The organism is Bradyrhizobium sp. CCBAU 11430, assembly GCF_028128855.1.
Taxonomy (GTDB): Bacteria; Pseudomonadota; Alphaproteobacteria; order Rhizobiales; family Xanthobacteraceae; genus Bradyrhizobium; species Bradyrhizobium ottawaense.
In genome coordinates, this window is sequence record NZ_LBJV01000007.1 from 620,061 (window position 1) to 641,547 (window position 21,487).

Sequence of the window (21,487 nt, forward strand, 5' to 3'; positions counted from 1 at the left end):
ATCCGATCGGCGCGCAGGGACCCGGCGCAAACGTCGGATGTCCGTCACGTTCGGCCGTGATACGACATCCGCATCGCCCTCTCCGGAGCCAGCCTGCATGTCCACCGCGATCGCCCCCAGCCAACAGCCCGCAACCGCCGCCGAGACCGATCCCGAGACCCTCGGCTGGATGAAGGGCTTTCCGCCGGCGCCGGATCGCACCATCACCTTCCAGGACGGCTCGTTCCGCAGCTTTCCCGAGTTGCGCTGGGCGTGGAGCAATGTCCGGCAGCTGGTGCCGACGGTGAACGTCTGGCGCGGGGCAGGGCCGGCCTCGCTGCTGCCGCGCGAGGACCGTGACATCGGCGCGGTCGCCTCGACCACGATGGACGGCCGGCCCATGACCTTCGCAAAGATGCTGGAGGAGACCTATGCGGACGGCATCGCCGTGCTGCATCGGGGCAAGCTGATCTATGAGCGCTATTTCGGCGCGTTGAAGCCGCACAAGCCGCATATCGGGATGTCGGTGACGAAGTCGTTCACCGGTGTGCTCGCCGGCATCCTTGTCAGCGAGGGCGAGATCGATCCGCAGGCGCCCGTCACGGACTACGTGCCGGAGCTGAAGGCCAGCCCGTTCGGGGACGCGCGTGTGCACGAGGTCATGGATATGACCACGGGCCTCGCATACACCGAGGTCTACACCGACAAGAATTCCGCCGTGTGGGGATTGCGGCGCGCCAACGGCATGGCGCCGATCGAGCCCGATTATGACGGCCCGACCACCATTTTCGATTTCCTGATGGCGCAGAAGAAGCAGGGCGAGCACGGCAAGGTCTTTGCGTACAAGACCGTCAACACCGACGTGCTGGCCTGGATCATCAGGCGCGCCAGCGGCATGACGCTGTCCGATCTTCTGTCGGAGCGCATCTGGATTCCCATGGGTGCGGAGGAGGACGCGTATTATCACGTCGACCGCATCGGCACCGAGAGCGGCGGTGGCGGTCTTTCCACGACACTGCGCGATCTTGCCCGCTTCGGCGAGACCATGCGCAACCATGGCCGCTTCAACGGTCGCCAGATCGTGCCATCATCCGTGGTCGAGGACATCGCGCGCGGCGGCGACCCCGAAAAGTTCAAGCCCGCCGGCTACACCACCTTGCCCGGCGCCTCCTACCGCAACCAATGGTGGGTCAGCCACAACGCCCACGGCGCCTACATGGCGCGCGGCGTCTACGGCCAGGGCATCTATGTCGATCCGAAGGCCGAGATGGTGATCGCGCGCTACGCCTCGCATCCCGTCGCGGGCAACGCCGCCAACGATCCCGTGACGCTGCCGGCCTACATGGCGCTGGCGAAGGCGCTGATGGCGGGATAGGTGCGTAGGGCGGATTAGCCGCAAGCCGTAATCCGCCGCTGCTCGTTCAAGATGGCGGATTACGCTTCGCTAATCCGCCCTACGGGCCGGCGAATGCCGCGATATCCTCTCAAACCGCAAGATCGGTCGAGCGTGTCACGGCCTTCTGCGGCTAGATGGAGCCGCCACGGAGGAGGGACGATGAAGGCGGCGCTGCAAAACTATCAGGACCGGATGCGACGGGTGCTGGATCATATCGATCGGCATCTCGACGATGATCTGGCCCTCGACGGGTTAAGCGCTGTTGCCGCGTTCTCGAAGTTTCATTTCCACCGGCAATTCACCGCGACCTTCGGGTTGTCAGTGCATCGCTATATCCAGTTGGCCCGCATGAAGCGCGCTTCACATCAGCTGGCCTACGGTAACGCCCTTGGCGTCACCGACATCGCGATGGATGCCGGTTACGCTACGCCTGACGCCTTCGCCCGCGCCTTTCGGCAACGGTTCGGGCAATCGCCGTCGTCGTTCCGGAAGTCTCCCGACTGGGAGCCGTGGCTTGCGGCCTTCGGGCCTCTCGATAACGCGAGGAACAAGCTCATGAAGACGTTTAGCAGTGACGACGTGACGATCCGCGATGTGCCCACCACGAAAGTGGCGATCATGGAGCATCGGGGCGACCCGGCGACGCTTGGCGCCACCATCCAGCGCTTCATCGCCTGGCGCAAGACAGCCGGCCTGCATCCCCGGACAAGTCCGACTTTCAATGTCTGGCGTTCCGAGCGGCGTCCTTCATCGCCTGCCGATTACAGCGTGGACCTTTGTGTCGGCGCCGAGCAGTCGATCGAGGCGAATGGCGAAGAGATCAAGGCCGGCGAGATCCCCGGCGGACGCTGCGCCGTGCTGCGAATCGTCGGCTACACCGACAATCTGGAGCCCGCCGCGCTCTATCTCTATCGCGACTGGCTTCCGGCCAGCGGCGAGGAGGCACGTGACTTCCCGATCTATTGCCAACGGCTGAGCTTCTTCCCGGAAGTGCCCGAGCACGAGACGGTCGCGGATTTGTTTTTGCCGCTGAAATGATTGCCTAAGGTGGATTATGCCCGCGGCTGCGCGAAGCGCAGTCGCGGCCAACCCGTACTACATATTCCGCGACATCTTCTCGAACTTCTTCACCAGCCGCTCGCGCTTCAGCCGCGACAGCCGCTGGATCCAGAACATGCCGTCGAGCTGGTCGATCTCGTGCTGATGGCAGACGGCGCGCAAGGCTTCGGACTCCTCGCTCTGCAATTTGCCGTCGAGATCCCAATAGCTGATCCGCACCCGGGCGTGGCGCTGTACCTCGTCATTGACGCCGGGCATCGAGACGCTGCCCTCGCGGTGCAGGATCATCTCGGGTGACGTCCATTCAATGACCGGATTGACGTAGGTGAGGGGGCCGTCCTTGGCATCGAGCTCCAGCACGACGACGCGCAGCGGCACGCCGACATGCGGCGCGGTGATGCCGATGCCGGGCGCGGCGCGCATGGTGTCGAGCAGATCCGCTGCAAGCTCGCGCAGGCCGTCGTCGAATGCGGTGACGGTGCGTGCCGGCATCGTGAGCCGGCGATCGGGGTAACGGACGATGGGGCGGATGGTCATGCAGGGCTCCTACCACTCACGGAGGGGTGAAGCACGCCGTTCTTGACGGCCTACCAACTGGAAGGTAGTTAACCTGCCATGACCAAGATTTCCTCGACCGCCGACGACATTCTGGACTGCGCCCGCACGCTGATCATTGCAGGCGGCTACAACGGCTTCAGTTACGCCGATGTGGCCGAGATCGTCGGCATCCGCAAACCGAGCATCCACCACCATTTCGCCAGCAAGGTCGATCTGGTCCGCACCCTCGTGTCGCGATATCGCGAGGAGGCCCAGGCTGGGCTGGCGGCCATGGAGCGAAACGTCCCCGACCCGGGCGAGCAGCTCAGGAGCTATGTCGCGTATTGGGAAGCGTGCATCAAGGACGCGACGGCTCCGTTCTGCGTTTGCGCGCTGCTCGCCAGCGAGCTTCCGATCCTGCCTGAGGAGGTCGCGCTCGAGGTCCGGGCTCACTTCCGCTCGCTGGCGTCGTGGCTGACATCGGTGATGGAGCGCGGCAAGCGGCAGGGGCGGCTTCAGCTCTCCGGCACGGCCCGGGTCGAGGCTGAAGGATTCATGGCGACCGTTCACGGCGCGATGCTGTCCGCGCGCGCCTATGGCGATCCAAAGATGTTCGGGATCATCGCCCGTCCGCTGCTGGATCGGCTTTCCCCCAGGCACTGACGCAATCAGCATCGCTGCAATCGAGGTGAATGGCAGCGATTTCGCTTCGCAAGAAATCTACCAACTAGTAGGTAAGGAAAGAACATGAGAAATCTTGAGATGACTTCGGATACGTTCGACCGCGCGCAATGGCTGAAGCAATACTATTTCCTACGCGCCGCGTTTTCCCTCGCCTGGGTCATTGCGGCCTTCGCCATCGCGCCGTCATCTGCGGTGATCGCGGCAACGTTGCTGATCGCCTATCCGGCATGGGACGCCGCGGCGAACTATCTTGACGCGCTCTGCAGCGGCGGATTGAACCAGAACCGCACCCAGGCACTGAACGTGCTGGTCAGCCTGGCGACCACCATCGCGGTCATCCTGGCCTTGCGGGTGAGCATGAACTGGGTGCTCGGGATCTTCGGCGCGTGGGCGATCCTTGCCGGATTGCTTCAACTCGGAACGGCGGTCCGGCGCTGGAGGAGCTACGGCGCGCAATGGGCGATGGTGCTCAGTGGTGGCCAGTCGGCGCTGGCGGGCGGCTTCTTCATCTTTCAGGCTACGATGCCCGCAATCCCGTCGATCGCGAACGTCGCGGGCTACGCTGCGGTCGGCGCGCTGTACTTCCTGGTCTCGGCGGTCTGGCTCACCGTCGGCACGTGGCGCCGTGGCGCGGCGCTGTGAGACGTCACGCCGGATAGGGCGTGCCGTCCCTGTGCAGGAATCGGCCGTCGGATGCCGGGCTCATCATGTCGATGTCGGAGCAGGTGATGAGGTCGTCGGGTGAGCGCGAGCCGATCTCGAGATAGACGGCCGTTGCATCTGACCGGTTGACCATGTGATGGCCGTTGCCGCTTGCCTTCGGGAAGGCGGCGCAGTCGCCCGCGCGCAGGACGGTTTCGCCGCCGTCCTCGATCAGCGTCACTTCGCCTTCGAGCACATGGACGAACTCGTCCTCGTGCGAATGCCAGTGCCGCTGGCTCGACCAGTTGCCCGGCGGCAGGCGCATCAGATTGATCCCGAAATCCCTCAGGCCCCCGGCGTCGCCCAGCCGCTGGCGGATGCGATCAGCGCAAGGCGCATTGAAGGGCGCCGGATAACCGGAGCCTTTGCGCGATGGCACGGCAGCGATGTCGATCTTTGGCATGGATTTGTCCCTGGTATGGTGCTGGTGTTTTGCCCGATGAGTCAAATCGCGTCACGGTTGTCGCAAATCATCTGCCTCGTAAGTCATTGATCCGACAGCGCCCGGCTACTTTGCATGGGGTCGTTTTTCGACTTTTTTGTTGGCTGGTCACGAACCCGTGCGGCAAAAATGAGGTGAGCCATGTCGGCCGGCGCAGTTCCCATTCGTCTTCCACGTGAGACAGACCTGACGGGAGACCGAAATGACTTCTTCCAACTATCGCTGGGTGATCGTCGCCGCCGGCGGCCTGCTCGGCTGCGTCGCGATCGGCGGCATGTTTTCGCTGCCGGTGTTCCTGCAGCCGATCGCCAAGGACACCGGCTGGTCCGTGACCGGCATCTCAAGCGCGATGACGATCGGCTTTCTGGCGATGGCCTGCACCAGCATGGTCTGGGGCACACTGTCCGACCGGTTCGGGCCGTTGCCGGTGGTGCTGACGGGATCGACGGTACTGGCGCTCAGCCTGTTCACGGCGAGCCATGCGACCTCCCTGATCGTGTTCCAGTTCGTGTTCGGCCTTCTGGTCGGCGCCTCCTGTGCGGCGATCTTCGCGCCGATGATGGCGACCGTGACCGGCTGGTTCGATACCCATCGCAGCCTTGCCGTGTCGCTGGTGTCGGCCGGCATGGGCGTGGCGCCGATGACGATGGCGCCGCTCGCGGCCTGGCTCGTCTCGAACCATGACTGGCGCACCTCGATGCAGATCATCGCGCTCGTCGTCGGCGCCATCATGATCCCAGTCTCGTTCCTGGTGCGCCGCCCGCCAGCGCTCGCCAATGCGGCGGTCGCACCAACGGGCGAGGGGGCCGCGCAGAGCGAGATGTCGATGGGCGAGGCGCTGCGCTCGCCGCAATTCCTCATCCTGCTCGCGACCAATTTCTTCTGCTGCGCCACCCATTCCGGTCCAATCATCCACACCGTCAGCTATGCCGTGAGCTGCGGCATCCCGCTGGTCGCGGCGGTGACGATCTACAGCATCGAGGGTTTTGCCGGTCTCGGCGGGCGCATCGCCTTCGGCCTGATGGGCGACCGTTTCGGGGCCAAGCGCGTGCTGGTCTCAGGGCTGCTGCTCCAGGCGTTCGGCGCGCTCGCCTACGTCTTCGCCCATCAGCTCGCGACCTTCTACGCCGTCGGCGCGGTGTTCGGCTTCATCTATGCCGGCACCATGCCGCTCTACGCCGTGCTGATACGCGAGAACTTTCCGCTGCGGATGATGGGCACGGTGATCGGCGGCACGGCGATGGCCGGCAGCCTCGGCATGGCGACGGGCCCGCTCGCCGGCGGCCTGATCTACGACGCCTTCTCCAGCTACGCCTGGCTCTACATCGCTTCCTGGGCGATGGGCTTGGGTGCCTTCCTGATGGCGATGAATTTCAGGCCGTTTGCGAAGCCGCAAGGCGAGGTGGCGCCGGCGGCGGCGTAGGTTCGACATCGAGGCGCAAGGTCAGAGCTGCGCCTCGATCGCGGTCTTGTCGATCACCGACCAGACCTGCCGGATCTTGTCGTTGCCGAATTCGTAGAACACGTTCTCGCAAAACGACACGCGCCTTCCGTTGACGGCAAGCCCAAGGAACGTCCCGACCGGCGTGCAATCGAACTTCAGTCGTGCCGCGACGCGCGGTGGATCGATGATGAGCATCTCGATGTGGAATTGCAGGTCGGGTATCTCCCGAAAATCCTGCTCCAGCATCGCGCGGTAGCCGGACAGGCCGAGCGGACGGGCATTGCGGGCGACCTCATCATGCACGAACTGGCCGAGCGCCGGCCAATCCTGCCGGTTCAGGCAGGCGATGTAGGCACGGTAGATGCCGGCGAGCTCTTCTTTCTCCATACCGGCTCCTTCCGGTTCACGCGCGCCGCCGCAGATGCTCGATCAGCGCGCGCAGCTTCGGTGCGACGTTGCGGCGGCTCGGGTAGTAGAGATAGAATCCGGCGAAGCAGGGGCAATAGTCCTCCAGGATCGGCACCAGCTCGCCGCGCGCGATCGCGGGGCGAAAGCTCGCCTCCATGCCGAACGTGATGCCGGCGCCGGCCACCGCCAGCTTGATCATCAGCGCCATGTCGTTGGTCGTGATCTCGGGCGCGACCGCGACGCTGAACTCCTTGCCGCCGTCGGCAAACTCCCAGCGATAGGGGACAACGTTCGGCGCCGGACGCCAGCCGATACAGCGAAAGGACGCAAGCTCGGACGGATGCGAGGGCACGCCGAAGCGGTCGCGGAAATCCGGCGCGCAGACGGCGAGCTGGCGTTCCTCTCCGGCGATCGGCACCGCAATCATGTCCTGCTCGATGACCTCGCCAAGGCGGACGCCGGCGTCATAGCCGGCGGCGACGATGTCGAATTCCGCATCCGTCACGGTGATGTCGAGCTGCACCTCCGGGTTCGCGTCGGCGAAGTCCGCAAGAAAGCGCCCCGAGAGAAAATGCTCGGCGATCGAGGAGACGGCGAGGCGTAGCAAACCGCGCGGCCGCCCGCGTAGTGCCTCGGTGCCGTCGAGCGCGGCGCGCATGTCCGCGATCGCAGGCGCGACCTCCGCATGCAGCCGCTCGCCGGCTTCGGTCAGGCTGACGCTGCGGGTGGTGCGCTGGACCAGCGCGATGCCGAGCGTTTCCTCCAGCCGCCGGATTGTCTGGCTCACCGCCGAGCGGGTTACGCCGAGACGGTCGGCGGCGGCGCGGAAATTCCGCTCTTCGGCGACCAGCGCAAAGACGGCGAGGGCGTTGAGGTCTGGTTCCATCGGTTAGCGTAGCTTGTCAGTGTGGTTAGGGATCGTCGTCTTATCACAGCGATGGCGCCGGTCCATCTTCCCGCAATCACTCCGAAAGCAACGGGAAGAACCCTCATGCCAATCGACAAAGTCATTCTCATCACCGGCGCCTCCAGCGGTATCGGCGCCGGCATTGCCCGCGAGCTGGCCGCGGCCGGCGCGAAGATTCTGCTCGGCGCGCGGCGCACCGACCGTCTGAATGCGCTTGCGGCCGAGTTGAACGGGCGGGGCGGAACGGTGCTCGCGCATCCACTCGACGTCACCGACCGCGCCAGCGTTGCCGCCTTTGCCGACGCAGCGCGCGGGGTCTGGGGCCGCGTCGACGTCATCGTCAACAATGCCGGCGTGATGCCGCTGTCGCTGATGGCCTCGCTCAAGGTCGAGGAGTGGGACCGGATGGTCGACGTCAACATCAAGGGCGTGCTCTACGGCATCGCCGCCGTGCTGCCGGAGATGGTGGCGCGCGGGTCCGGCCAGATCGTCAACATCGCCTCGATCGGCGCGCTGAGCGTGTCGCCGACGGCAGCCGTCTACTGCGCCACGAAATATGCGGTGCGGGCGATCTCGGATGGCCTGCGCCAGGAGCACGACAATATCCGCGTCACCTGCATCCATCCCGGCGTGGTCGAAAGCGAGCTTGCCGGCACTATCACCGATCCCGTGGCCGCCGAGGCGATGAAGGCGTATCGGGCGATTGCGCTTCAGCCAGACGCCATCGCCCGCGCGGTGCGCTTCGCCATCGAGCAGCCCGATGACGTCGACGTCAACGAGATCGTCGTGCGGCCGACGCGGACGAGGTGACGATACCCATCCGCATCAGATGCGCTTCTCGAAAAACAGGTCCGGGTAGGGATCGTCATTGTAGCGTGGGATCTCGCGCCAGCCCGTTGTGCGGTAGAGCTGGCCGGCTTCGGGCAGCGCGCTGTTGGTGTCGAGCCGCAGCAGCGTGATGCCGAGTTCGCGCGCGGCGCTCTCGGCCCCGTCCATCAGGCGCCGGCCGAGCCGCAATCCGCGCGCGGCGGGCGCGACCCACAGTCGCTTGATCTCGGCATAGCCGTGATCGGTTCCCTTCAGGCCGACGCAGCCGATCGGCAGCGTGTCCGACATCGCGACGATGAAGCTGCCGCGCGGGCGGCGCATGTCCTTGGCGTCGGGGTCGCGCGACAGCGAAACGTCGAAGCCCTGCTTGAAGCGGCGGCCGAGCTCGGCGTAATACTCGCCGAGGCAGTAGCGCGCTTGCTCGCTCCGCGGATCCATCTCCTCCAGCGCAACACGCTCGCGCGTCAATGCGGACGCGATCAGGTCCATCGCCGCCAGCAGGGCGTCAGCCTGCGAATGCTGCGCGAGCAAGCCCTCGGCCTGCGTGTTCGACAGCGCCTCATAGGCTGCGAACTCGCGCCGGCCTGCACGCGTCAATGTCGCGACCCGGCGGCGGGCATCGTCCTCATGCGCGGCGGTCTCGACCAGGCCATCCTCTTCCAGGCTGCGCAGCAGCCGGCTCATCAAACCGGAATCGAGGCCGAGATAATCGCGGATCTCGGCCACGTCCGAACGCCCGTGCCCGATCGCATTGAGCACACGCGCCGCGCCGAGCGGGCGGCCGCGCCCGAGAAACGAGGTATCGAGCGCGCCGACAGCGGAGGTGACTGCGCGGTTGAAGCGGCGGACGCGGGAAACGGGGTCGAGCATGATAGCTGACTTTAGTCAGATATCGTGGTCTGTCAATCGGGCGGGAGCTGATCGGGCTGGATGCTAGGTTTCCGGCCGGATCAGCTTGATGTCCTGGTCGGCGGCCCATCCGGCAACATCCTCGCGCTTCAGGGCGGTTGCCATCAGATCCGGGAATTGATCCGGCGTGCAGGCGAACACGGGAATGCCGAGACTTGCGACCTTCGCAGACAGCGCGGGATTATAAGAGGGATGGCCGGTGTCGGTCAGCGCCAGCAGGACGATCACGTTGATGCCGCGCGTCGCGAGCCGCGCCAGCCGGTCGACCAGCGCGTCCGCATCGCCGCCCTCATAGAGGTCGGTGATCAGGATCAGATGCGCTTTCGCCGGCCGTTCGATGCGCTCCTCGCAATAGGCGACGGCGCGGTTGATGTCGGTGCCGCCGCCGAGCTGGACGCCGAACAGCACCTCGACGGGATCGGCGAGCTCCTCGGTGAGGTCGACGATCGCAGTGTCGAAACAGACGAGCTTGGTTGTGACCGCCGGCAGCGAGGCCATCACCGCCGCGAAGATCGAGGCATAGACGACGGAGGTTGCCATCGACCCCGACTGGTCGACGCACAGAGTAACCTCTTCGAGATCGACGATGCGACGCTGCTGGCGCAGGAAGCCGATCAGCCGTTCGGGCACCACGGTGCGGTGCTCGGCCTGGTAGTGGCGCAGATTGGCCTTGATGGTGCGCGGCCAGTCGATGTCGGCAAAGCGCGGGCGATGGGTGCGCAGCGAGCGGTTCAAGGCGCCGCGGACCGCGTCCGCGGTGCGCCGCTCGAGCCGTTCCATCAGCTCGGCCACCACCTTGGCGATGACGATGCGGGCGGTGTCCTTGGTCTTCTCCGGCATCACACCGCGCAGTGCGACGAGATCGGCGATCAGGCTCACATCCGCCTCGACGGTCGCAAGGAATTCAGGCTCGAGCAGCATCTGGCGCAGGCCCTTGCGCTCGAAGGCATCTTTCTGGATCACCTGCACCACGGGCGCGGGGAAGAACTCCCTGATGTCGCCGAGCCATTTTGCGACGCGCGGCGCCGAGCCGCCGAGCCCGCCGCGGCCCTTCCTCGGCGCCTCGTCGCCGTCGCCATAGAGCGCCGTCAGCGCCTCGGACATGCGGCGATCGCTGGCGGACAGGGCGGGGCCATTCTCGGCGCCTTCCGCGTCGACGCCGAGGGCGAGCGTCCAGCGGCGGCTGCGTTCATCGGCTTCGCTCATCGCGCAGCTCCCGAGGTGAGAAGTTCGAGCACGCGGGCCTGATGCGCGGGCCAGATCTCGCCTGCGCCGGCGAGCAGCCGATACCCTTTGGCGGCATCGGTGCTGCGCGCGAACAGCGCGTCCATCAATCGCCTGCGCTCGGTTCGGTCCAGCGCCGAGAAGACGCGGCGGAACAGCGGCAGGCTCGCGGTGAAGGCATCCTCGTCCAGCGTCATCAACCAGGCGTCGACGGCGCCGCGCAGCGTTGCATCGTGGATCAGCCGCTGGCCGGCGCCCTCGAAGAAGCCTTCAAAGAAGCCGGCGGCTTCCGCCACGGGTGTGCCGGGCGAGAGCATCCGCGTCAGCAGGTCTGCCGCGTGATCGGCGGTCAAGAGCTCGGCCTCGTAGAGCAGCCGGGCCGCGGTGCCGGCGATCAACCGGGTCGCCTGATCATCGTTCAGCAGCGCGCTCAGCGCATCGCGCCAGCTGGCGACGATTTCGGGCTCGATCTGGGCAAGCTGGATCGCGGCGTCGGCTGCGAGCAGCGCGCCGCGCAGCCTGGCCGCCGCGGGTCCGTCCAGATTGCGCGCGGCATAGGGCAAAGCGAGTGCGGCCTGCACCACGATGCGCGGCATCAGCGCCGCCAGATGCTCGACCGTGCCGGCGCGCGCCTCGCCATAGCGCAGGATGTCGGCCATCGGCGGCAACGCACCAAGCAGAGACTGTCCGTCGCTGGTCAGCGCCGCCTTGGTCTCCAGCGCCGCGATGCCGAACGCGGTGGCACGGGACAGGTCGGCGATCATGGCGTTGCGCACCAGCGTCGCGAGCGGAGCCAGCTCGGCTTCCTTGCTCATCGCTTCGATCAGGCGTCCGCCGGCAGCCTCGGCGATGGTCGAACCGTGGAGCAGATTCTCCACGAGCCTGACTGCGAATTCCGGCTCCCAGCGCAACTGCCAGTTCTCGCGAAACGTACCGCGGCTGCGGCCCGCATCGGTCAGCCGTCCCCAGGGCACGTCGAGCGCGTTCAGCCGGTGCAGCAGCGTGGAGCGCATCAGCCCGCTTTCGCTGCGCAGATCGAGCGTCAGCGGCCGATCGAGCGCCTCCGGCTTGAGCCGCGTCGCCTTCTGCTGCCGCTGGAGATCTTCGAGCAGCGGCGCGAGCGGTGTTGTCGCTGGAATCGCGCCGACACCTGCGCCGATCAGCAGCTCGGCCGAAATGTCGTCCCACATGGCGCGTTCGCCGTTGCAGAGGCAGGCGATCGCCGCCTCGCGCAGCTCCGCGAAACCCGGCGCGGGGCGGCCGCGCAGCGCCGCAAGCGCCGTGCCCAGCCGCTGCGCCTCGATGACCGAGGCGGTCGAGACGAAATGGCCGCGATCGCGCAGCACGCGGGTCGCCTTGGCAAGCCACTCCGCGGCACGATCGCGCTCGCGCGTGTCCCAGACATGAGCGCACCATCCCGGCGCCACCACGCCCGCGCCATAGCCGCTCGCGCGCGCCAGACGCGGCGCGGTCCAGGGCGCCCAGGTCGCCTTGATCTTCGTCTTCGGCCGGCCCTTGAGCAATTCGCGATCCGCAGCAAGGCTGCGACGCTCGGCGAGTGCCGGCACGTGCCAGGCGCCGCAGACGACCGCGATGGCGCCATCGTGGTCCTTTGCCGCCTTCGCGATCTCGATCCGCATATGCGCCTCGCGCGCGGCCTCGCGGGCCGATAGCGATTTCTCGTCTGCGCGCAGCGCCGTCATCGCATCGGCAACGGCGGCGAAGATCGGGCCCGTTGCAGGGTTTTCCTCGATGACGTCGGACCACCAGGACTCGCCGTCGTCATAGCCTGCGGCGGTGGCGAGCGCCCCGATCGGGTCGTGGCTGACTGGATCGGCCTCCGCCCTTGCAGCAATCTCCTCCGCAATGTCGCCGTCGGTGGCACCCAGCCGGTCCGATGCTGGCAGGTCGATGAAGCGCAGGGTCGCGCCGTGGCGCACCGCCCAGCGTGCGGCCTGGTATTCCGGCGAATAGTCGGCGAAGGGGAAGAAGCTGGCGTTGGCCGGATTGTCCTCGGCGTAGGTGAGCAGCGCCACCGGCGTCACCATGTCGGGATCGGCGAGCATGGGTAGTAGCTCCGATGCATCCGCCGGGCCCTCGATCAGCACCGCGACCGGCTTCAGCGCGTCGAGCGCTTCCACCAGCCGCCGCGCGGAGCCGGGACCGTGATGCCGGATGCCGAAGAGGGAGACCTGGTCTGCCATCGCTCGCGCCGCGCTGTCAGATCCGGTCGGTCAGCGAAGCATAGTAGCCTTCGAAGCCACGCCGCTTCTTCAGCACGGTCTCGAGATACTCGCCGAGCACGGCCGTATCCTGCACCGGATCCTTCACGACGGCGCCGATCATGTTGCTGGCGAGTGTTTCCGGCGTCAGCTTGCCGTCGTTGAAGAAGGTCGCCTGGCTGATGCCGCCGATCATCACCGCGATCGCTTCGGCTGTCGACAGCCCGCCCGAGGGCGACTTCAGCGCGATCTTGCCGTCCTCGGTCGAGCCCGAGCGCAGCTCACGGAAGATCGAAACGACGCGCGCGACCTCGTCGGCGACGTTCTTCGGTGCCGGCAAATCGAGATTCTCAGCCATCTCGCCGACACGCTTGACGATGATCGCCACTTCCTCCTCGGCGCTGTCGGGCAGGGGCAGCACGACGACGTTGAAGCGGCGCTTGAGCGCGGACGACAATTCGTTGACGCCCTTGTCGCGGTTGTTGGCGGTGGCGATGATGTTGAAGCCGCGCTGGGCATAGACGGCAGTGTTGAGCTCAGGAACCGGCATCATCTTTTCCGACAGCACCGTGATCAGCGTGTCCTGCACATCGCTGCCCATCCGCGTCAGTTCCTCGAAACGGCAGAGCTTGCCGCCCTCCATCGCACGCATCAGCGGCGTAGGGACCAGCGCTTCGCGGCTCGGCCCGTGCGCGAGCAATTGGGCATAGTTCCAGCCGTAGCGGATCTGGTTCTCGTCGGTCCCGGCCGTGCACTGGATCACGAGTGTGGAGTCGCCGGTGATGCCCGCGGCGAGGTGCTCGGAGACCCACGATTTGGCGGTGCCGGGCACGCCCAGCAGCAATAATGCGCGATCGGTCGCAAGGGTTGCAACGGCGGTCTCGATCAGCCGCTTGTCTCCGACATATTTCGGCGTGATCACGCTCCCGTCGGCAGCCTTTCCGCCCATCAGGTAAGTCACCACTTGCCGCGGCGAGAGCGCCCAGCCCGGCGGACGATGCCCGTCGCCCGCGGCAAGCGCCTTCAATTCGGCGGCATAGCTGTCCTCGGCGGGCAAGCGCAGTTTCTCGCTCATGGTTTCGCTCCATTGTCGTCCAACGCGGCGTTGAGCCGCAGCATGTCGAGGCGCGGGTCTCCTTGCAGGAGGCCCGCAGCCGTCAGTCGTTGCAGTGATTGTCGCGCGCCGTCTCGCGAGGCGAGAAGGCCGAGCGCGTGAAGCTCCGGGACCTGATCGCCGGGCCTCGCGTCATCGCGATGAAGCGCGGCGAGCAGGGTCTTGCCGGCGGGCGCGGAGAGCGGATCGTCCAGCCGTGCCGCTGCGCCTGCGAGTTGTCGGGCCAGTTCGAAGCTGATGCCGTGGGTGCGCAGCGCCGCCTCGGCATGCCCTGTGCGTTCGGCGGGCGCAAGGCGTGGCGCGAGCGCGGCAACGAGGCCCGTGGCATCACGTTCATCGACGGCATCCGCCGCTTGCGCGACCAGCGCATCCGTCCCGGTCGCGACGATCAGGTTGATCAATGACATGTCGGCGGCGTGGTCCAGGTTCCAGTCCCAGGCGGCGATCAGCTCCTGCGGCGCAAGCCCCAGCGCTGAGGAAAACGAGGCGAGGTCGGCGCCGTCGAACAGCGCCTTGCGGCGTTGCACTTGCGCCGGCGTCTTGAGTGGTTCGGCCTGGACCACGCGCGAGCGGCGTAGCAGCCCCTTGGTCTTGACCGAAAAGAAGCCGGCAAGTTCGGCGACGTCCTCGCCGGCCGCAGGGCCTCGGCCAAGACGCGCGAGCAGCGAGGCCGCAAGCGCCTTGACCTTGGGGGCGCGATCGTCGGCCGCGATGCGTTCGAGAAAAGGGATGTCGTCGTCGGAAAGCCGCTCCGACAGCAGCAACAGCAGGCGCAAGCGTGCGTCGGCAGTCTCGCTCGCGAGCTTGGCCTCGAGCACCGCGCGTGCGGCGGACGAGTCGCGCCGCCTGAGTTCGGTCAGTGCCGCCTTGCGCGCAGCGGGCCAGAAATCGTCCCAGTTCTCGGCGGTGAGGCTGTCGTTGGTTTGCCGGGCGGCGCTGTCGGAGTCTGCAAGCGCCGCCCAGTCGCGCCAGCTGGCATAGACGTCCGGCGCGTCGTCATCGTCGGCTGCCGGCATCCAGTCGGCCGGATGCGTTGTCCAGCCGCGCGCCGCCAGGAAATGGACGAGTTCGGTTGCCGCCTGCGCCTGTTTCTTCGCCGCGAGGATCCGGCGCACGAGCGGACGCAGCTCTTCGGGCACCGTCGGCAGTGCAAGCGTCGGGATATCGGGCAGGACGCGGAGCACTGAAGCCGGCTCCATCGTCACCGATGTGCCGAGGAACTGGCCCGAAAGCGCAAGCAGCCGCAATTCCGCTTCGGCGGGATCGTCGCCGAGCTCGGTACGCCAGAACGTGGCTGCGGGCGCGGCCGCGGATCCCATGGTCCAGCGCGTGAGGACCGCGCCCATCGCATCAAGGATCGTCTCGGCCCTGGTTGCCTCAGTCATGGCCGCCGATCCGCCCCCAAGGGGTCTGCGCGGCGAGGATCGCGAGCCGATTGCCCGACCAGATCGCGGCGGTGCGCGCGAGATCGGGGCCGCACAGAATGCCATTGACCTCGGAGGCCACCGGCAGCGTCGCGAGGCCATCGGCCGATCGCCACCATGTGTGTCCGGCAGCGTCGCGCGCGATGCGCCCCTGCGGCAGCAGCAGCGGAATGTCGATCACCCAGGGCTCTGCCAGCAACGGTCGCGTCAACGCCTCGGAGAGTGTGCCATCCGGCGCGGGCCATGCCGGCGGCGGCATCGCGTGCGTGGCGTCGCGCCGGACGAGCAGGGCGCGAAGCGGCTGCGCCGACGGATAGAAGACGAGCTCGCCATGAAAGCGCTCGCCGGGCGTGAAGACCGAACCGCGCCTTCCCGCGCTTGCCGGGAAAAAATCGAGCAGCATTGCGAAGCGTGGGCCGGCCGCGGCGAGGTTGAGCAGCCATGTCGTCTGTGACACCAACCCGTCACGGCGCGTCTGCACCTGCTCGGCAAGCACCTCCCAATCCGCATCGACCCGTAGCGCATCTGGATCGGCCAGCACCGTCTCGCGCGTCTCCGATGCGGCGACCGCGCGCCGGATCGCGGTATTGCGCGGGGTGGCGCGGAAGGCGCGCGCGAGCAGAACGAGCTTGCCGAGCTCGACCACGGCGCCGCGCGGACGGTCGCCTGCGGAGAGCGCGAGGAGGCGGGACGGCAGCTCGTCGATCCGGCCGGCGAGCACCGCGGCCTTGCCATCGACAAGCCGCGCCGCGATCCGCCGGCATCGCGCCGTGGCATCATCGATGAAGCCTGACAATCCCATGCGAAGCTGGTCGCCGATCCATTGATCGAGCGCATCCAGCGCATCGAAAATGGCGCGCTCGGTCTCTTCGTTACGTTTGGCTACCTGGGCCTCGCGCCGCGCCACGTCCTTCGGGTCGTCTGCGACCTCAGGCTCGGCGGCGCGCGCGGCACCCAGATCCTTGTCGCCGCCGGGCGGCGCATTGGTTGCAGGCTTTGCCGCGGACGGGCCGCGCCTGCGGCCGAGCCAATCGCTGACCCAAGCCGGCGTGTCGGCGGGCGTGAACGGCACCACCGCTTCTGCATTCAGCCACAACAGGCCGAGCACATGCTTGCAGGGGAATTTGCGCGAGGGGCAGGTGCACTTGTTGCCGAGGTCGCGCAGATCGGCCATCACGCGGTACGGATTGGCGCCGGAGCCCGCGCATTCGCCCCAGATCAGCGCGGCATCACGGCTCATGCCGACACCGGACCATTTGGCGGGCTTGGCGAGGCCGGCGGCGGCCTTGAGTGAGGATTGATCGGTAGCGAGTTGCTCGACCGCCTTCAGATCAATCGCCACGCCGATGCCCTAAATCGAATCCAGAAGTGGCAGTATAACGGGGAACAATGAAAGCTCAATGTCGCCGCGAGCGATCCCTGTGCTGCACGCGGGAATGGTCATGATCGCTCCGGTGAGGCGAGCCCGAGTTCCTTGCGTGTCTTCCGCGTCAGCTTTGCCGCGATCAGCGCGTGCGCCTGCGCCAGATACAGGATGAGCTCGGCATCGGGTAAGGCGTTGTTGCTGACGAGTTGCACCCATTTGGCGCGCGCCAAATACGGCGCAGGCCGGGCCAGGCCGTGCTCGATCAGCATGGCGTAGGCCATGTTCGCGGTCTTGAACATGTAGCCGCCGGAGCGCGCGGCAAAGCCGCCGCCGAGCGCGAACATCTTGCCGCCGACCTTGAAGACGGAGGTGCCCTCCCATTGCACCACCTTGGTGACGGCGGGCAGGCGCAGGCAGCGGGTTTCGAAGGATTTGGGTGTCATTGCCGGAGCGATAGCAGGCTGCGCGCGGCTTGCAACGTGCATGCTGACGGCCTCGCGGAGAGACGCTCGATTGTTTCGCTTGGTTCGCACGGCAAGGGCGAAGTTGATGCCGTGTGCCGCCCTTTGTGAGTTGTGCCGGCGCCGCAGGCCGCTACCATGTGCCAACTGCCGTGGAACACGGCAGCGAGCACAAGCGGAGGCGACATGAGCGGACAGGAGCGCAAGGTGAAGGGATCGGACCTGTTTGTCGCGGCGCTCGAGAACGAAGGTGTCGATCGCATCTTCGGCGTTCCCGGCGAAGAGAATCTCGATCTCGTGGAATCGCTCCGCACCTCCAAGATCGAGCTGGTCCTGACCCGTCACGAGCAGGCCGCCGCCTTCATGGCCGCCACGCATGGGCGGTTGACCGGCAAGCCCGGCGTTTGTCTCTCGACGCTCGGGCCCGGCGCGCTCAATCTGTCAACGGGCGCCGCCTATGCGCATCTCGGCGCGATGCCGATGATCCTGATCACCGGCCAGAAGCCGATCATGAGCAGCCGACAAGCGCGCTTCCAGATCGTGGACGTGGTCGCGACCATGAAGCCATTGACGAAGCTGTCGCGGCAGATCGTCAGCGCCTCCAGCATTCCGACCGTGGTGCGCGATGCCTTTCGCGTCGCCATGGAGGAGCGGCCGGGGCCGGTGCATCTCGAATTGCCCGAGGACATCGCGGGTGACGAAGTGCCTGACGTTCCCGTGATCCCGGTCCATCCGATCGAAATACCGGTCGCTCATCGCACCACGCTCGACCGCGCCGCCGAGATGATTCTGTCGGCGAGACATCCGCTGGTCATGATGGGCGCCGCGACCAGCCGGCCGCGCGCGACCCACGGTATCGCCAGCTTCGTGCGGCGGACCGGCATTCCGTTCTTCACCACGCAGATGGGCAAGGGCACCGTGCCCGGCGGTACCAATCTCTACATGGGGACCGCCGCGCTGTCCGAACGCGACTACGTTCATGACGCGATCGATGCCGCCGACCTGATCATTGCGATCGGTCACGACCCGATCGAGAAGCCGCCCTTCATCATGGGGCCGTCAGGCCCGAAGGTCATTCACGTCAGCTACACGTCGGCCAGTGTGGAGCTGGTCTATTTTCCCGACGCGGAGGTCATTGGCGACGTCGGCCCCAGCCTGGAACTGCTTGCCGACCGGCTCGAAGGCAAGCTGCCGCAAGCCGCGTCGCTGCTGCCGCTGCGCGAGAAGATTCTCGGCCACATCGCCGACCGCGCCACCGAGGCGCGCTGGCCGCCGACGCCGCAGCGGATCGTGCACGACATCCGGCAGGTGATCCCGGAGAACGGCATCGTCGCGCTCGACAACGGCATGTACAAGATCTGGTTCGCGCGCAACTACCGCACCCGCGTCGCCAACACGCTGCTGCTCGACAATGCGCTGGCGACCATGGGCGCAGGTCTGCCGTCGGCGATGATGGCCGCGATGCTCTATCCCGACCGCCGCGTGCTCGCGGTCGCCGGCGACGGCGGCTTCATGATGAACAGCCAGGAGATGGAGACCGCCGTCCGCCTCAAGCTCAACCTCGTCGTGCTGGTGCTGGAGGATAACGCCTACGGCATGATCCGCTGGAAGCAGGCCGTCGATCATTTCGCCGACTACGGCATGACCTTTGGCAATCCTGATTTTGTCCTCTACGCGAAGGCCTATGGAGCGAAGGGGCATCGGGTCGAGAGCATCGACAGCTTTGGCCCGACGCTGGATGCCGCTTTCAAGGAGGGCGGCGTGCATCTGGTCGTGATCCCGATCGACTATTCGGAGAACGTGCGGGTGCTCGTGGACGAGCTGCGGGCCCATGAGAAGGCAAAGGGGTGATGTTTGGTCTCGTGCCCCGGACGCAGCGCAGCGCTTCTTCAGCGTTGCGCTGCAGAGCCGGGGCCCATGCGTCAGCCACCTTCGCCGCCTCCTGGGTCCCGGCTCTGCGCAGCAACGCAAAAGCGTTGCAGCGCGTCCGGGACACGAGAGGGCTTGTCTGGAGAGACTCGATCACCCACACTCCCAAAGACCGAACAAGCACAGGACAACAAAATGACTCGTGTTCGCTGCGTCACCGAGATGGGTATGGGCGTCGATGTCCACGGCAGGGACGCCACCAAGGCGGCCAAGCGCGCGGTGTCGGATGCCATCAGGCACTCGAGCCTCGGCTTCTTCCGGATGATCGGCAAGACCGCGAACGACATGTTCGTCGACGTCACGATCGCGGTACCCAATCCGGAAGCCGTCGACAAGGAGGCTGTGGCCAAGGAGCTTCCTTACGGCACCGTGACCGTCACCGCGGTCAAGGGCGGGCTGGAGATTCCCTCGGCGACCGAAGTGGCCAACGATCCCATCCTCATCGCCAATGCCGCTGTCATCGTCAGCTTCGACAAGGACTAGGCCGGTGTCCGACAGCGATGAGGCGCTGCTCGATCGTCCGATCTGGAGCGCGCTGACGACCAGTCACAAGCATCTGGCCGAGGGCGGGCCGCGGGCGCTGCGCTATCCCGTCGACATGACGCCGTTTGCCGACATGGTCGACATGTCCGCGGCAAGCTTTGTCGCGCTCGGTGATCTGCTGTCGGGTTCGCAGGTCGCAGCATTGTTCACGCCGGATCCGGTTGACGTCCCCGCCGGTTTCAAGGTCGTGATCGCCGGGCCTTGCGAGCAGATGATCGGCTCGCCCGCGGTCAGTCCGCTCCGCGATGCCGAGATCGTCACTCTGGGGGCCGACGACGTCCCCGCCATGATGGCATTGACGGAGCTGACGAAGCCCGGTCCGTTCGCGCGGCGCACCCATGAGCTTGGTACGTTCCTCGGCATTCGCGCCGGGGGACAATTGGTCGCGATGACCGGGGAGCGCATGAAGCCGGGCAAGTTCACCGAGATGACGGCCGTGTGCGTGCATCCCGACTATCGCGGCCGCGGCTATGCGCAAGCGCTGCTTGCGGCCGTCGCGCGCGGGATCGAGGCGCGCGGGGAAATTCCGTTCCTCCACGTGTTTTCGAGCAACGCGTCGGCGATCGCGCTGTACCAGCGACAGGGCATGCGCATCCGCCGTTGCCTGCACGTCACAGCGTTCATGAGGGAAGAATAGGCGCCCTCGGGGGCGGCCTTCATTTCCTGCCGATTTTCGCTATATCCGTCCCAACCACAATTTGGGGGAAGTCCATGGACGCCAGAACGACCGATTTTTCCGCCGCACGGACGGCGATGCAGCGCTACGTCGATCAGGAGATCATTCCGGGTGCATCCTGGGCCGTGCTGCGCGGGGGCGAGGTGGTCGACCAGCAATGCGTCGGTTTTGCCGACCGCGAAGCTAAGACCGCGCTTCGTCCCGACCATATCTTCCGCGCGTTCTCCAACACCAAGATATTCATCACTTGCGCGATCATGCTGCTGGTCGAGGAAGGCCGCATCGGCCTCGATGACCCGATCGAGACATTCCTGCCGCAGCTCGCCGGTCGCAAGGTGCTGAAGCCGGGCGCCTCGAGCCTTGCCGATGTCGAGCCGGCGAAGAACCCGATCACGATCCGCCAGCTCCTGACCCACACCTCCGGCCTCAGCTACGGCATCTTCGATCCCGGCACGGTGCTGTTCAAGGCCTACAACGAGGCGCGCGTACTCAATCCGCTGACGCCACTCGCCGACATGATCGACCAACTCGCCGATCTGCCGCTGTCTTATCATCCCGGCACGAGCTGGGAATATTCGGTCGCCACCGACGTGCTCGGCCGTGTCGTGGAGGTCGTCTCCGGCAAAGCGCTCGACGCCTTTCTGAAGGCGCGCATCTTCGACCCGCTCGGCATGACCGACACCGGCTTCCATGTTCCGGAAGCGCAGCAGGGCAGGCTGGTTGCGCTCTACAATGGCGCTGATGTGCTCGACCCCATGAAGCCCGGCCTCACGCGGGCCGACAATCTGCCGTTTCCGCAAGCCTATCGGCGGCCGTTCCCGCGGCTCTCGGGCGGCGGCGGTCTGGTCTCGACCCTGCCCGACATGCTCGCGCTGGTCCGCGCGCTGCTGCCCGGTTCGGATGCGCTGCTGAAGCCGGAGACGCTGCGGCTGATGATGACGAACCAGCTCCCGGCAGGGCAGACCATCCGCTTCGCCAATCTCGGCCCGATCCCCGGCAAGGGCTTTGGCCTCGGCGGCGCGGTTACCTTCGCGCCGACGCCGTTTGATCCGCGGAACTCGACCGGGGAATTCCAGTGGGGCGGGCTTGCCGGCACGCATTGGTGGATCTGTCCGCAGGCCAATACCGCGGGGGTCCTGATGGCCCAACGTTACATGGGCTTCTGGAATCCGTTCTTCTTCGAGTTCAAGCGCCTGGCCTATCAGGCCGTCGGAGGCTGACCCGCGAAAAAAA

21 protein-coding genes are annotated in these 21,487 nt (G+C 66.3%); 10 read left to right on the forward strand and 11 right to left on the reverse strand.

The features are described from left to right. Window positions 1-97 precede the first annotated feature (97 nt). Window positions 98-1,354, forward strand: a complete 1,257-nt coding sequence (locus XI04_RS07635; protein ID WP_271608189.1) for a serine hydrolase domain-containing protein — start codon at window positions 98-100, stop codon at window positions 1,352-1,354. Window positions 1,355-1,534: 180 nt separating this feature from the next. Then, entirely contained in the window at window positions 1,535-2,413 is an 879-nt protein-coding gene (locus XI04_RS07640; RefSeq protein ID WP_271608188.1) for an AraC family transcriptional regulator, read from the forward strand. A gap of 57 nt (window positions 2,414-2,470) precedes the next feature. Here XI04_RS07640 and XI04_RS07645 read toward each other — a convergent pair whose 3' ends face one another. Next, window positions 2,471-2,971 carry a peptide deformylase gene (locus tag XI04_RS07645; RefSeq protein ID WP_028145091.1) on the reverse strand — a complete coding sequence of 167 codons (501 nt, stop codon included), beginning with the start codon at window positions 2,969-2,971 and terminating at the stop codon, window positions 2,471-2,473. Window positions 2,972-3,049: 78 nt separating this feature from the next. Here XI04_RS07645 and XI04_RS07650 point away from each other — a divergent pair, with 78 nt between their 5' ends. After that, on the forward strand, window positions 3,050-3,634 hold the full coding sequence (locus tag XI04_RS07650; protein ID WP_271608187.1) for a TetR/AcrR family transcriptional regulator: 585 nt from the start codon (window positions 3,050-3,052) through the stop codon (window positions 3,632-3,634). A gap of 84 nt (window positions 3,635-3,718) precedes the next feature. Further along, on the forward strand, window positions 3,719-4,297 hold the full coding sequence (locus XI04_RS07655; protein WP_249162597.1) for a DUF308 domain-containing protein: 579 nt from the start codon (window positions 3,719-3,721) through the stop codon (window positions 4,295-4,297). 4 nt (window positions 4,298-4,301) lie between these two features. Here XI04_RS07655 and XI04_RS07660 read toward each other — a convergent pair whose 3' ends face one another. Beyond that, window positions 4,302-4,760 carry a cupin domain-containing protein gene (locus XI04_RS07660; RefSeq protein ID WP_271608186.1) on the reverse strand — a complete coding sequence of 153 codons (459 nt, stop codon included), beginning with the start codon at window positions 4,758-4,760 and terminating at the stop codon, window positions 4,302-4,304. Window positions 4,761-5,001: 241 nt separating this feature from the next. Here XI04_RS07660 and XI04_RS07665 point away from each other — a divergent pair, with 241 nt between their 5' ends. Beyond that, complete coding sequence (locus XI04_RS07665; protein ID WP_152103076.1) at window positions 5,002-6,222, forward strand: MFS transporter; 1,221 nt, start codon at window positions 5,002-5,004, stop codon at window positions 6,220-6,222. 21 nt (window positions 6,223-6,243) lie between these two features. Here the strand turns inward: XI04_RS07665 and XI04_RS07670 are convergent, their stop codons facing one another. Further along, entirely contained in the window at window positions 6,244-6,630 is a 387-nt protein-coding gene (locus tag XI04_RS07670; RefSeq protein WP_028145087.1) for an ester cyclase, read from the reverse strand. A 16-nt stretch (window positions 6,631-6,646) separates the two neighbouring features. Next, window positions 6,647-7,537 (reverse strand): LysR family transcriptional regulator, encoded by an 891-nt coding sequence (locus tag XI04_RS07675; RefSeq protein WP_028145086.1) that lies wholly within the window; start codon window positions 7,535-7,537, stop codon window positions 6,647-6,649. 105 nt (window positions 7,538-7,642) lie between these two features. Here XI04_RS07675 and XI04_RS07680 point away from each other — a divergent pair, with 105 nt between their 5' ends. Further along, on the forward strand, window positions 7,643-8,368 hold the full coding sequence (locus tag XI04_RS07680; protein WP_028145085.1) for an SDR family oxidoreductase: 726 nt from the start codon (window positions 7,643-7,645) through the stop codon (window positions 8,366-8,368). Window positions 8,369-8,383: 15 nt separating this feature from the next. Here XI04_RS07680 and XI04_RS07685 read toward each other — a convergent pair whose 3' ends face one another. The 7 genes from XI04_RS07685 to XI04_RS07715 all read right to left on the reverse strand — a co-directional run bounded on the left by XI04_RS07685 (window position 8,384) and on the right by XI04_RS07715 (window position 17,088). Next, window positions 8,384-9,256, reverse strand: a complete 873-nt coding sequence (locus XI04_RS07685) for a bifunctional helix-turn-helix transcriptional regulator/GNAT family N-acetyltransferase (protein ID WP_271608185.1) — start codon at window positions 9,254-9,256, stop codon at window positions 8,384-8,386. A gap of 63 nt (window positions 9,257-9,319) precedes the next feature. After that, on the reverse strand, window positions 9,320-10,501 hold the full coding sequence (locus XI04_RS07690) for a VWA domain-containing protein (RefSeq protein WP_271608184.1): 1,182 nt from the start codon (window positions 10,499-10,501) through the stop codon (window positions 9,320-9,322). Beyond that, window positions 10,498-12,723, reverse strand: a complete 2,226-nt coding sequence (locus XI04_RS07695) for a DUF5682 family protein (RefSeq protein ID WP_271608183.1) — start codon at window positions 12,721-12,723, stop codon at window positions 10,498-10,500. Before XI04_RS07695 ends, XI04_RS07690 begins: the two co-directional genes overlap by 4 nt. A gap of 16 nt (window positions 12,724-12,739) precedes the next feature. Then, the gene (locus tag XI04_RS07700) at window positions 12,740-13,816 is read right to left on the reverse strand and encodes an ATP-binding protein (protein ID WP_038946470.1); all 1,077 of its coding nucleotides are present in this window, start codon (window positions 13,814-13,816) and stop codon (window positions 12,740-12,742) included. Beyond that, complete coding sequence (locus XI04_RS07705) at window positions 13,813-15,240, reverse strand: DUF5691 domain-containing protein (protein WP_271608182.1); 1,428 nt, start codon at window positions 15,238-15,240, stop codon at window positions 13,813-13,815. Before XI04_RS07705 ends, XI04_RS07700 begins: the two co-directional genes overlap by 4 nt. Beyond that, complete coding sequence (locus XI04_RS07710) at window positions 15,233-16,621, reverse strand: SWIM zinc finger family protein (RefSeq protein WP_271608181.1); 1,389 nt, start codon at window positions 16,619-16,621, stop codon at window positions 15,233-15,235. The genes XI04_RS07705 and XI04_RS07710 overlap by 8 nt, the downstream gene beginning before the upstream one ends. Window positions 16,622-16,719: 98 nt before the next feature. Beyond that, window positions 16,720-17,088, reverse strand: coding sequence for an MmcQ/YjbR family DNA-binding protein (locus tag XI04_RS07715; protein WP_271593472.1), 369 nt, complete (start codon window positions 17,086-17,088; stop codon window positions 16,720-16,722). Window positions 17,089-17,292: 204 nt separating this feature from the next. Here XI04_RS07715 and XI04_RS07720 point away from each other — a divergent pair, with 204 nt between their 5' ends. From XI04_RS07720 to XI04_RS07735, 4 genes are all read left to right on the forward strand, one after another. After that, the gene (locus XI04_RS07720) at window positions 17,293-18,957 is read left to right on the forward strand and encodes an acetolactate synthase large subunit (protein WP_271608180.1); all 1,665 of its coding nucleotides are present in this window, start codon (window positions 17,293-17,295) and stop codon (window positions 18,955-18,957) included. A 213-nt stretch (window positions 18,958-19,170) separates the two neighbouring features. Then, on the forward strand, window positions 19,171-19,518 hold the full coding sequence (locus XI04_RS07725) for a Lin0512 family protein (protein ID WP_026201886.1): 348 nt from the start codon (window positions 19,171-19,173) through the stop codon (window positions 19,516-19,518). Window positions 19,519-19,522: 4 nt separating this feature from the next. After that, window positions 19,523-20,215 carry a GNAT family N-acetyltransferase gene (locus XI04_RS07730; RefSeq protein WP_271608179.1) on the forward strand — a complete coding sequence of 231 codons (693 nt, stop codon included), beginning with the start codon at window positions 19,523-19,525 and terminating at the stop codon, window positions 20,213-20,215. Window positions 20,216-20,289: 74 nt separating this feature from the next. Beyond that, entirely contained in the window at window positions 20,290-21,474 is a 1,185-nt protein-coding gene (locus XI04_RS07735; RefSeq protein ID WP_271623545.1) for a serine hydrolase domain-containing protein, read from the forward strand. The last annotated feature ends 13 nt before the right edge of the window (window positions 21,475-21,487 follow it).